Consider the following 12,298-nt stretch of genomic DNA (forward strand, 5'->3'; position numbering starts at 1 on the left):
ACGGTAGGGGGAGAAATGAATGAAAGATATTGGGTTAATTGGATTAGGAGTAATGGGACGAAATCTTTCTTTAAATATTGGAAACAAGGGTTTTAGTGTAGCGGTATTCAATATGACTTCTCAGAAAACAAAGGATTTTATAGAAAATGAAGTAGGGAAACAGGATATTACGGGTTATTACGATATTAAATCTTTTGTTGAATCTTTGAAAAAACCAAGAAAAATCTTGCTAATGGTTAAAGCAGGAAAACCAGTGGACAGTGTGATTGAAAAACTTATTCCTTATCTTGATGAGGGAGATCTTATTATGGATGGAGGAAACACATACTACCGTGATACTACAAGAAGGATTAACGAATTAAATGAAAAGAAAATACTTTATCTTGGAATAGGAATTTCCGGGGGAGAGGAAGGTGCCCTTAATGGACCTTCCTTAATGCCCGGGGGTTCGAAGAAAGCTTACGATTTAGTTAAGGACATACTGATTAAGATTGCGGCAGAAACAGAATCCGGACCATGCTGTACCTATATAGGAAATGATTCGGCAGGACACTTTGTAAAGATGATTCATAACGGTATAGAATACGGAATTATGCAGGCTATGTCCGAAACTTATGATATATTGGGGAAGGTATTAAAGCTTTCAGCCGATGAAATAGGAGATATATTTGAAAAATGGAATGAGGGTGAACTCAATTCATTTCTCATGGAAATATCTTATAAAATCATGAGACATAAAGATGAAGAAACCGGAAAACCTACAGTGGAATTAATTTTAGATAAGGCAGGTCAAAAGGGAACCGGTAAATGGACTGTTCAAACTTCTATAGATATGGGAATACCAGCGGTTTCTTTAAATGCAGCTTTAGAAGGAAGAGTTCTTTCATATTTTAAGGAAGAGAGGCTAAACCTTTCAAAAAAGGTAGCGAAGGATTATCCTAAGGATTTGTACGATAAAGATAAAATCATAGGAGATTTAGAAAATTCATTGCTTTTTTCAAATCTGATATTATTTTCTCAAGGGCTTTGGGTTATGTCTGAAGGGTCTAAAGTTAATAATTTTGATATTGATATTTCTGAAGTATTAAAAATATGGAAGGGTGGCTGTATTATAAGGTCAAAAATGCTTGATTTTATGAGGGCTGTTATTGACGAAGATAAGGAAAATGTAAACCTTTTGAACAATAAGAGAGTTCTGGAATTTCTTATGACAAGATTAGATTCTATAAAATATATAACTAATATTGCAAGGAATTTTTATATACCCACCCTCGTTCATAATTCTGCTTTAGATTATTTTTTCAGCATGATCGAAGGAAATCTTCCTGCAAATTTCATTCAGGCCCAGAGAGACTTCTTTGGAGCCCACACATATAACAGAATTGATAAGGGAGGAATTATTTTTCATACCAAATGGGAATAGTTGGTATGAAATTTATGACATTCTTATGAAAACGTTATAATGCTTTATTGGGTTAAAATATTTTAATTAATAAAGTTTTAAAATTTGATCGGAAAGGAGGGTAGGCAAAGAAAATTTAATATAGTTATATTATTAAAAAGGAGGAAATAAAAATGGAACATAGTATTACTGTGGCTCAAGCATTAATAATTGCGCTTTGGGTTGCTTTGGTTGAATCACGTGCTCTTGGCTATGCAACCTTAAACCTAAGATTTAGTCCTTTGATGACAGGATTGGTTGTAGGGCTTGTTATGGGAGATGTTCCTACAGCTATGATTGCTACTGCTTCAATACAGTTAATTTATATGGGAATGATCGCTCCGGGAGGAGCTATGCCAAGTGAACCGGCAGTGGCAACTGCAATAGCAGTGCCCGTTGCCATATTGGGAGGCTTAAAACCTACGGAAGCAATAGCTGTAGCAGTGCCTGTAGGACTTTTGGGCAGTTATCTTTACCAATTTAGATTTTTCCTTAACACGTTTATCACAAGATTAACGGATAAATATGCAGCTCAATTAAACGACAAAGGCTTAAACTTTTCAATCATAATTTTACCGACAATTATTAGTTTTGCATTATTTACACCAGCAATGTTTATAGCTTTATATTATGGAACACCAGTAATTGCGAAGTTTACGGCTACTCTCTCCGGAGGAAGAATATTCCATATACTTGATGTAATAGGAGGAGGACTTGCCGCATTAGGTATTGCACTTATATTACAAGTAATAGGAAAGAAAAAATACCTTGTATTCTTTCTTTTAGCATATTTTGTATCCGTTATGTTACAACCTCTTAAAATTAATACAGTAACATTTGCTATTATTGGTACAATAGTAGCATATTTGTATATCTTAGTTACCGGTGAAAAAACCGAAACAAATTAGAAGGAGGCAAAGTTAAGATGGATGATAAAGAGAATACAGTTAAAACAGATGTTACTTTAGCAGACTCTCCTGAAAAAATTACAGATAAGGATTTGCGAAAGAGTTGGTTCAGATGGTGGTATGCAAATGAGATTCCTCATTCTTATGACAGAATGATAGCGGCTTCTTTACTTTGGGCAATAACACCTATTTTGAGAAAATTGTATAAAAAGAAAGAAGATTTAAAGGAAGCCTATATGAGACATACACAATTTTATAATACACAGGCTGTATGGGGTGGAGGCACTATTCTCGGTATAACGACTTCTTTGGAAGAGGCAAGAGCTAAAGCATTGGCTGAAGGAAAAGGAGAAGCAGTGAGCGGAGATGTAATAAATAGTACTAAAGTTGGTCTTATGGGACCTTTGGCCGGTATCGGAGATGCTATTGATTCAGGTACTGTTCAATATATTTTGATAGCTATTGCTTTGCCTTGGGCAAAGGGAGGAAGTGCTTTAGGTGCCTTATTTCCTTGGTTGATGTTTGTAGCTGTGACTTATATATATGGTTTTTATTTTACTAAACTTGGTTATAAATTGGGCCGTTCTGCTGCTACTGAAATTATCGGCGGAAAGAATATAAGAAAGATTATTGATGGGCTGTCTGTATTAGGTCTTTTTATGATGGGAATATTGGCATCTTCTTATGTTAAAGTTAGCAGTTCATTAAAATGGACGATTTCGGGGAAAGAATTTGTTCTTCAAGATATATTTAATTCAATACTTCCGGGACTGTTGCCGTTAGTTACTGTATTAGGAGTATATTGGTATTTTAACAAAAAGGGATTAAAGATCACCCAGGCACTTTTGGGACTATCCATAATTTTAGGCGTACTCGCCGGGGTAGGTATCCTATAATATTTAAACTATTATTTAAGGATTGTCTCTCTTTTTTAGAGAGGCAATCCGGTTTTTAAATTTTTAAATATTTTATTAAATCATGTATCATAAATGAGGTCAAGAGTTGAAATCCCTTAACGGGAAATCTCTAAACTAAGAAAATCATAATTTCCCTATAGGTTATAAAAATCTTATAAGGAGTTGTTAGAATCACCCTATATAGAAAGAAGGAAAAGTATGAAAAAGAAATTTGTTTTAATCATAACTCATGGTAATTTTGGTATAGAATTATTGAAAAGTGCCGAAATGATTATGGGCGATCAAGAAGATGCTGCTGCTTTGGGGTTAAGATTAGGAGAGAGTGTAGATGATTTGCGCAACAAAGTGGAAGAGATTATTGTTGAAAATCAAAAGGCGGATAAGGATATTATAATTCTTGTAGATATTTTAGGCGGCAGCCCGTCAAATGTATCGTTGTATATGTTAAAAAAATATGGTAACATTGAATTAATAACAGGTGTTAATATGCTTATGCTTATAGAAATATTTCAATCAAGAGAGTCTGAAGAATTGGATAAATTAATAGAAAAAGCTATAGATTCGACTGTAAACGGAATTAAAAGATATAATTTAAAAGGAAAGGACAGTGATTGTTAATGGGGCAAATAGTATTGGCAAGGGTAGACGATAGGCTTATTCATGGTCAGGTAATGACAAAATGGTCTAAGGGGATGAATACTAATGCTTTATTTGTTGTTGATGATGCAACTGCTAAAGACCCATTTATGAAGGATATATATACGATGTCAACATCAAATACGGGTATGACAATTAAAGTTTTAAGTATCGATGAAGCAGTGGACTACTGGAATAAAAGTAACTTTGAAGATTATAAGGCAATACTGTTATTTAAGTCGATTGCCGGGGCTAAAGAAGCCATAGACAAAGGACTCCCTGTAAAAAGATTAAATCTTGGGGGCATAGCTAAGACTAAAGATTCTAAGTTTGTGATTCCCAATATAGCAGTGAGACATGAAGATATGGATACTTTAAAGGAAGTTGAAAGCAAAGGCATAGAAGTATTTTTCCAAGTTGTGCCGGATACTAAGTCAGTCAGTTTAAAAGATGCAATTAAATCATTTTAAATTATCCTACAATCTTAGAATTTTAATACTTTTATAAGAGAGGTGAGAGAGCCTCTCTTATGTCATTTTTTAATATTTTCCATGGCCTCTTTTGCAAAATTGGTATTTACTATCTCGTTATAAGGAGGTCTTTCATCTAATTCGCCCGCCAATTCCATTATATCCATCAGTTTGTTAAGGCCTTCTTCGGTTAAAACTAAATCAGGTTTCCAGGTATCCTGATCTTTATATCTATTTATTAAAGTAATAAGTATATCCCTTTCTGTTTCCGGGAATTGTGATTTTAATGAATCCGCTATCTCCTCTGCCGAATGGTTTTGTACCCATACCATTCCTTTGTATATAGCATTTGTAAATTTTTGTACTATTTCAGAATTTTCATCCATATATTTTTTTGTGGTGGAATAGCACGTATATGGAATATATCCTGCTTCCTTTCCGATAGATGCAACTACATATCCCTTTCCTTCTTTTTCTAAGGAGGCAGCCACAGGTTCAAATAAAGTAACGTAATCTCCTTCTCCCGCTATAAAGGCTCCTCCCATAACATCAAATTGTATATCTGTGCGTACTTCCATATCTGTTCCGGGAGTTAAACCGTTTTGTTTTAATACGTACTCCAATACCATTTCAGGCATTCCGCCTTTTCTTCCACCAATAAGGGACTTTCCTTTTAATTTTTCAAAGGAAAAATTGTCATCTTTTTCTCGTCCTACAAGAAAAGAGCCATCTTTTTGAGTTAACTGAGCAAAATTTATCGCTTTATTAGTTTTGCTTTGGTTATAGACATATATTGAAGCTTCCGGCCCCATAAAAGCAATATCGGCTTCTCCGCTGAGAAGGGCAGTCATACATTTATCCGCGCCTTTTCCGTTGATAAGCTCAATTTTTAAACCTTCTTCCTGAAAGAAATTTTCCGTTATTGCTATATATTGAGGAGTATAAAATAGAGAATGAGTAACTTCTATTAATTTTACAGTTTTTAGTTCATCTTTTTTACATCCGCTTAAACTAAAACTTAATATTATTGTAAATACTAATAGAAGATAAATGAATTTTGATTTTCTAAACATTGGATCCCTCCTAAGATAGTTTTAAATATATGCTATTTTATTATATTCAAAGAATTTGTTAAGGGTGACAAAATCATTTTGGAAAGGAGTATATTATGAATTTTCCTAACTTATTAACAACTATAAGAATAATTTTAGTACCTTTGTTTATTTATATATTCTTTTCTCCTATGAAAAATAATATTTTGTACGGAACGATTATTTTGTTTATAATAGGACTTACAGATATTTTAGATGGCTACATTGCCAGAAAGTACAATATGATAACGAAACTGGGAACTATTTTGGATCCTATAGCAGATAAGATTACGATATTTGGAGTAATTATAAGTTTTATTCACGTAGATTTAATTCCTTATGAGGTTTTTATAATATTATTTGTCAAAGAGATATCTCTGGCTTTATGTGGTCTATTAATGTATTATTCGAAGGAGTCTCAACCTCTTTCCGCAAATAAATTTGGCAAGATCGCAACTTTTTCTTTTTATGTGGCTGTATTTTCTATACTATTTGACTTCCCTCAAATAGTTTCTCAAGGACTAATAGGATTAACTGTAGTATTAAATATTTTTGCATTTTTTAGCTATTTTACTATAATTTATACTTATTATAATAAGGATTATCATGCTAATTAAAAAATAAATCCCATTTTATAAAACTAATTTTCATAAGAGTAAAATATAATATTTTTTTATGGTCATAACAAACATATAATACCAAATTATTAAATTTTATCTATTATTAGTCAAAGGTTTACATTAGAAGGAATAAGACTTTTTATAGGCTATTAAATAGAAGGAATTGTGGAATATTCTGTTGAACATTAATAACTAAATTATCTTAGAATCATGAAAATAAGCTGACCGCAAAATCTTCTAAGACTATGGTATAAATATTGCATAAATTGTGAAATGGGGAGTGGAATTATGAAAGACCGTTTAGTACAGATAATTAAAACTGAAGATAAGAAAAACCCTTATACTGATGATCGCTTAGCTGAAATGCTCGATACTCGAAGAGATGCAGTTACGGCCTTAAGAAATGAATTAAGTATCCCAGATTCGAGAGAACGACGTAAACCTTATTTAGTAGAAGCCATTAGAGAAATAATTTCAAAAAATCCGGAAATATCGAACCGACAACTTACCAAGATTATTAAAGATCGAGGTTTTAACGTATCAAAATATTTAATATCTCAAATAGCCCTACAGATTAAAGAAAAAATATTTGATTTGAATTTGGTGATGAGCCATAATGAGCCCTTAGAACATTTAAACCTTAAATCGAATTTTAATCTAAAAAATACATTAAAATATCCATCTGAATTGTTGGCCTTTAGTAGAATTATAGGTTTTGATGGAAGTCTGAAATCTCAGATTCAACAGGCAAAAGCTGCAATATTATATCCTCCTCACGGCCTTCATACTTTGATTTTAGGACCTACCGGAGTTGGAAAAAGTAATCTGGCAGAAGCTATGTATGATTATGCACTTGAAATCAAAGCCATTTCTGAAACTGCTCCTTTTATTATTTTCAATTGTGCAGATTATGCTGAAAATCCGCAGCTTCTTTTATCACAACTTTTTGGACATGTAAAGGGAGCTTATACCGGAGCCGCTGTCTTAAAAAAAGGATTAGTGGAAAAAGCTGATGGCGGAATATTGTTTTTAGATGAGGTTCATCGTTTGCCTCCGGAAGGTCAAGAACTGCTTTATTTTTTAATGGATAAGGGAAAATTTCGTCGTATGGGAGAAACTGAGACAGAACGAACAGCAAATATTTTGATTATAGCAGCAACTACAGAGGATATTGAATCATCTTTACTTTTGACTTTCCGCAGGAGAATACCGATGATCATAGAGCTTCCATCTCTGTCCGTAAGACCTCTTGATGAAAGATATCATATAATAAAGGCCTTTTTTAATAAAGAAGCAGATAGAATAGGGGTCAAAATAAAGATTATCCAAGAAGCTTTAAGAGCTCTTTTAATGTATAGTTGCCCAGGAAATATAGGACAACTCAGAAGTGATATTCAAGTTGCTTGTGCAAGAGGTTTTCTGAATTGCATAAGCAGTCAAAGAGAATATATTGAGGTTGGCTTGTCAGATTTACCTGTTCACGTTCAAAAGGGATTATTAAAAATACAAGAGCGTAATCCGGAAGTTGAGTATTTTATCAAAGAAGATTTAATGACAAAACCTAATCAAAGCGAAACTAATATTGAACCTGAGCCTAAAGAAGACCTTTATACATTACCTCGAGAAATTTATGGATATATTGAAGAGAGATATCACGAATTAGAGTTACAAGATTTAACTCAAGACGAGATAAACAAGTTAATCGGCGAAGAATTGGAAATAAAATTCCAGCAATTGATAAAACGAGTAGAAACCAGTCACCCAACCTTAGCTAAGCAAGATTTAGCCGAGATAGTGGGCCAAAATATAGTTGATATAACAGAGAAAGCAACAAAAATTGCAGAAAAGCGGATTGGGGGAATAGATAAGCATCTTTTTTATTGCCTTGCGATACATTTAAGTGCAACTTTTGAACGAATTCAACAGGGAAAGCCAATTGTGAATCCTCATCTTGATAAAGTTATGAAGAAATATAAGTTGGAATATAATGTGGCAAAAGAAATGGTCAAACATATTGAGCTTTTATCAGGATATAAAATACCACAGGATGAAATCGGTTTTATAGCTATGTATCTTCGAACAATTACGAGTCCGTCAGACGAAAAACGGGGAAGAGTTGGAGTTTTAGTACTTTCTCATGGTAGAGTGGCTCAAGGTATGGCAGAAGTGGCAAATCGGCTGTTAGGTGTAAATCATGCAGTAAGTATAGAAATGTCGCTGGATGAAAAACCCGAATCAGCTCTTCAAAGAACAATCGAAGTTGTATATAAAATCAATGAAGGTAAAGGAGTTTTAATTCTTGTAGATATGGGTTCATTAATCACCTTTGGAGAAATAATCACCAAAAAAACGGGGATTCCCACCAAAACCGTTGGCAGAGTGGATACAGTAATGGTTTTGGAAGCTGTCAGACGGGCTATTGTGCCGGACACTAATTTGAATGAAATCGTAAACAGCATAGATAAAGATAAAATAGTACTTGGAAGATTTGTACCTTCAGAAACTTCAAGAGATAAAAAAGTAATTATTACTTTGTGCATAACTGGGGAAGGTACGGCTATAAAAATTAAAAGACTTATCGAAAAAATGCTGCCGAATATTAAAGAAAAAGCTGAAATTATTCCAATGGGAGTCGCAGGAGATGAAGATATATCTACAAAAATGAATAATATTAGAAAACAATATACAGTATCAGCGGTTATTGGAAGCATAGACCCTAAAGATAATTTAGTGCCTTTTATTTCAGTGGAAGAAATAATAGATGGTAATGCTATAGAAAGGTTGAAAAGTATTGTTTATATGGAATCTCCTTCACAGATGTTAAAAAATGGTGATGTTATCAAAATCCCTTTTGCTAAAGTAATTCATGAGGAGCTTATAATGGTCAGACCTGATTATTGCAATAAAAATGAGGTGTTAGACGGCCTTGCGGAACTTTTAATTAAAGGTGGGTTTGCGAAAGAAAAATTTTTGCTTGATGTATATAAAAGAGAAATCATGGAACCAACGTTATTAAAAGAGAAATTTGCGATTCCACACGGAAATCCCCAAAATGTTATAAAGCCGGCTATAGCTATTGCTATATTAAATAATTCAATAATATGGTCGGAAGAAAATGAGGTAGAAAATGTTTTCATGATGGCATTAAAAGAGGATTCGACAGATATTTTAAATAATTTTTATAAGTTAATAAAAACTCCCAACTTATCGGAGAAATTGAAAAAATCTCGCAATCCTCAAGAAGTAAAAAGCATTATTTCAGAGATATTGATATCCTGCCACTAAAGCTTCCATGAAGGTTGGAACGGAATTTGCATTTTATAATCGTAGCTGCAGCTTAAATAGATATTCGAGTTTTAAGGAGGAGATGCATATTAAATTAAATAAACATAAAAGGAGGGAAGTTATGATGAAGGCAAAGAAACAAGTAGTGATTTTGGTTGCTTGCGGTAGTGGCATTGCTACATCTACTCTTGCGGCAGATGCAATAAAGGATATTTGTGATGAGATAGGCATTGATGCAGTGATAAAAAAGAGTAATATGAGTGAAATACTAACAAAAGCACAAGATGTGGACGTCGTATTTACAACTAACAAGTATAGTGAGACATTACCTGTACCATCTTTAAGTGTTACCTCACTTATTACAGGTATTGGTGAGGACGAGATTAGAAAAAAATGTAAAGAATTGTTATCTAAAATAGCGGAAAATGTTTAGATAAAAAATATTAAATATACTTTATAGAAAGGAAAGGTGAAAACTATGGAACACTTGGTATCGATTATAAGACAAGTACTAGATATTGGTGCAATTGCTGTTCTTCCGATAATTATTACTATTTTAGGATTGTTTTTTAAAATGAATTTTTTCAAAGCATTCAAAAGCGGACTATTATTGGGAATTGGATTTCAAGGGCTTAAATTGGTTATTTCACTATTAATAACGACAATAGAACCGGTTACTAATTATTATGCCGCTTCAGCAACGGGATATGCATTTACTACTATAGATGTTGGGTGGCAGACACTTTCTGCAGCAGCCTGGATGACACCCTTTGCCGCAGTTGTTTTACCGTTAGGTCTTATTGTTAACATAATATTAATTAAGTTTAAAGTTACAAAGACATTCAATATTGACATTTGGAATTATTGGCATATATTAATGGCTTCTTCTATTCTTTATTATATATTCTCAAGAGCCGACATGTCAGGAGCCGTTCCATTTGCTATTTGTACTGTGTTTGCCATGTTGTTGGTAGCTATTATATGTATTGTCGGAGATAAAATTGCTCCGTTCTGGCAAAGAAATTTTGGATATGAGGGAACAACCTGTACGACTATGAGTTCAACATTATCAGCAGTTCCCGTTGTCTATGTTTTGAATAAGATAGTAGATATAATTCCCGGAGTTAACAAGGTCGACATCAACTTATCTTGGATTAACAAGAAATTAGGGCCATTGGGAGATCCTGCTCTTGTAGGTTTTATTGTAGGTTTATTTCTTGCAATTATAACTAGACAAACTCCTACAGTAATAATTCAAATAGCGGTTGGAATAGCAGCGGTTATTGTTTTGATGCCAAGAATGGTAGGTCTGCTTATGGAAGGACTAACTCCGATTAGTAAAGCCGCGAAAAATTATATGACAAAGCATGTTGGAGAAGATCAGGAATTACTTATTGGTACAGATGCAGCATTTGCTATTGGTGACCAAACTGCCGTTACATTGAGTCTTTTATTAATGCCAATTACAATTGCACTCGCATTTATCATTCCAGGAAACAATTATTTCCCGGTAGGCATGTTTGCTTCTATTCCTTATTTTGCAGGAATGATTAGTATGATGACTGACAGGAACCTTTTCCGCGGATTAATTACAGGAACATTGTATATGGTGTTTATTGTAGTTTCACTCAATTTTATGGCAGATGTCGGTACAAGCTTTGTCACTTCAGCAGGTGTGTTAGAACTTGAAAAGGGACTAAAAGTTACTGCTGCATCCCTGGCAAATGTCGTTGATATTTTGATGGTGCTGATTGCGAAACTATTCAAAGTATTATAAAAGAAGTTGTATGTAAAAATCATATTAGCATTATGCTAATTAATTTTCAAATAAAATATAAAAAACAAAACTGATAAGTATATTAAAGAAAGGGAGAGAACTATGAAAGAAAAAATGAGAATGGCTATTTGGTATGGACCAGAAGATGTAAGAATTGAAGAAAGAGATATGTTTGATTTGGAAGATGACGCTGTTATCATGAAGGTAAAAGTATCCTTAACTTGCGGAACGGATGTAAAAACATATAAAAGAGGACATCCAAATTATCGCCCGGGGATAACTTTCGGTCATGAAGCAGCAGGAATTGTATATAAGAAAGGGAAAAACGTACAAAATTTTGAAATAGGAGATAGAATTGTACCACATAGTGCCGCTATGTGTGGTAATTGTTATTACTGTAAGACAGGAAGAAATGACGGATGCTGTGAACATAGAGTCAGGATTATCGGCGGCCATTCGGAATATGTATATATTCCAGGCGTAATTGTAAGACAAAACCTATTTAAAATTCCTAAGGATGTTAGTTATAAAGCGGCAGCATTAACAGAACCTCTATCATGTGCAATGTATGCCGCAGATATGACGAAGTTTAGTTATGGAGATTGTGTTGTTGTAATGGGAGCAGGCCCAATTGGGTTAATGATTTCCATGATTGTTAAGAAGATGGGAGCTCATGTCATCCAAACTGATTTTTCTCAATCAAGGTTGGAAGTATCGAAAAAACTTGGAATTGATACTACTGTACTTCTTAACAGCGACATGGATGTAGTAGAGACTATCAGAGCTCTAACTCCTGAGGGAAGAGGGGCAGATGCTGTAATTGATGCTACCGGACAACCTGTAGCTTGGGAAAACTGTATTAATATCTCTCGAAAGGGCGGATATATCAACTTGTTTGGAGGGTGTAAGCCGGGCACAACAATCACTATCGATACTGAAAGAATGCATTACGGCGGACTTACCATTGCAGCTTTTTTCCACACAACACCAAAACATGTTATGATGGCAAATAACATGATTAATCACCACGAAATCCCTGAAGATATTTTTGTAACGGGAGAATATAAATTTGAGGATTTAATAGAAGCATTGGAAGCACATGCAAACCAGATAGGTGTGAAAAATGCCCTTATCTATGAATAATAAGAAAAGA

11 protein-coding genes are annotated in these 12,298 nt (G+C 33.8%); 10 read left to right on the forward strand and 1 reads right to left on the reverse strand.

Annotation, left to right across the window (positions count from 1 at the left end):
• The first annotated feature begins 19 nt into the window (after window positions 1–19).
• The 5 genes from gndA (at window position 20) to EQM13_RS06690 (ending at window position 4,372) form a co-directional block, all read left to right on the forward strand.
• Window positions 20–1,423, forward strand: a complete 1,404-nt coding sequence (gene gndA, locus EQM13_RS06670; protein ID WP_071141068.1) for an NADP-dependent phosphogluconate dehydrogenase — start codon at window positions 20–22, stop codon at window positions 1,421–1,423.
• A 152-nt stretch (window positions 1,424–1,575) separates the two neighbouring features.
• Complete coding sequence (locus EQM13_RS06675; RefSeq protein WP_071141067.1) at window positions 1,576–2,349, forward strand: PTS mannose/fructose/sorbose/N-acetylgalactosamine transporter subunit IIC; 774 nt, start codon at window positions 1,576–1,578, stop codon at window positions 2,347–2,349.
• Between the two features lie 17 nt (window positions 2,350–2,366).
• The gene (locus EQM13_RS06680) at window positions 2,367–3,245 is read left to right on the forward strand and encodes a PTS system mannose/fructose/sorbose family transporter subunit IID (protein WP_071141066.1); all 879 of its coding nucleotides are present in this window, start codon (window positions 2,367–2,369) and stop codon (window positions 3,243–3,245) included.
• Window positions 3,246–3,464: 219 nt separating this feature from the next.
• The gene (locus EQM13_RS06685; protein WP_071141065.1) at window positions 3,465–3,884 is read left to right on the forward strand and encodes a PTS sugar transporter subunit IIA; all 420 of its coding nucleotides are present in this window, start codon (window positions 3,465–3,467) and stop codon (window positions 3,882–3,884) included.
• Window positions 3,884–4,372, forward strand: a complete 489-nt coding sequence (locus EQM13_RS06690) for a PTS system mannose/fructose/N-acetylgalactosamine-transporter subunit IIB (protein ID WP_071141079.1) — start codon at window positions 3,884–3,886, stop codon at window positions 4,370–4,372. The genes EQM13_RS06685 and EQM13_RS06690 overlap by 1 nt, the downstream gene beginning before the upstream one ends.
• Window positions 4,373–4,434: 62 nt before the next feature.
• Here EQM13_RS06690 and EQM13_RS06695 read toward each other — a convergent pair whose 3' ends face one another.
• Complete coding sequence (locus tag EQM13_RS06695) at window positions 4,435–5,445, reverse strand: ABC transporter substrate-binding protein (RefSeq protein WP_071141064.1); 1,011 nt, start codon at window positions 5,443–5,445, stop codon at window positions 4,435–4,437.
• Window positions 5,446–5,540: 95 nt separating this feature from the next.
• Between EQM13_RS06695 and pgsA the strand changes: the two genes are divergently transcribed.
• From pgsA to EQM13_RS06720, 5 genes are all read left to right on the forward strand, one after another.
• Window positions 5,541–6,080, forward strand: a complete 540-nt coding sequence (pgsA, locus tag EQM13_RS06700) for a CDP-diacylglycerol--glycerol-3-phosphate 3-phosphatidyltransferase (protein ID WP_071141063.1) — start codon at window positions 5,541–5,543, stop codon at window positions 6,078–6,080.
• A 291-nt stretch (window positions 6,081–6,371) separates the two neighbouring features.
• Entirely contained in the window at window positions 6,372–9,368 is a 2,997-nt protein-coding gene (locus tag EQM13_RS06705; RefSeq protein ID WP_128752305.1) for a sigma 54-interacting transcriptional regulator, read from the forward strand.
• A gap of 7 nt (window positions 9,369–9,375) precedes the next feature.
• Window positions 9,376–9,801 carry a PTS sugar transporter subunit IIB gene (locus tag EQM13_RS06710; protein WP_206172912.1) on the forward strand — a complete coding sequence of 142 codons (426 nt, stop codon included), beginning with the start codon at window positions 9,376–9,378 and terminating at the stop codon, window positions 9,799–9,801.
• A 45-nt stretch (window positions 9,802–9,846) separates the two neighbouring features.
• Window positions 9,847–11,145, forward strand: a complete 1,299-nt coding sequence (locus EQM13_RS06715) for a PTS transporter subunit IIC (protein ID WP_071141061.1) — start codon at window positions 9,847–9,849, stop codon at window positions 11,143–11,145.
• A gap of 102 nt (window positions 11,146–11,247) precedes the next feature.
• A complete protein-coding gene (locus EQM13_RS06720; protein ID WP_071141060.1) occupies window positions 11,248–12,288 on the forward strand; it encodes a zinc-dependent alcohol dehydrogenase in 1,041 nt (346 codons plus the stop codon).
• Window positions 12,289–12,298 lie beyond the last annotated feature (10 nt).

It is taken from the genome of Acidilutibacter cellobiosedens, assembly GCF_004103715.1.
Lineage (GTDB): Bacteria > Bacillota > Clostridia > Tissierellales > Acidilutibacteraceae > Acidilutibacter > Acidilutibacter cellobiosedens.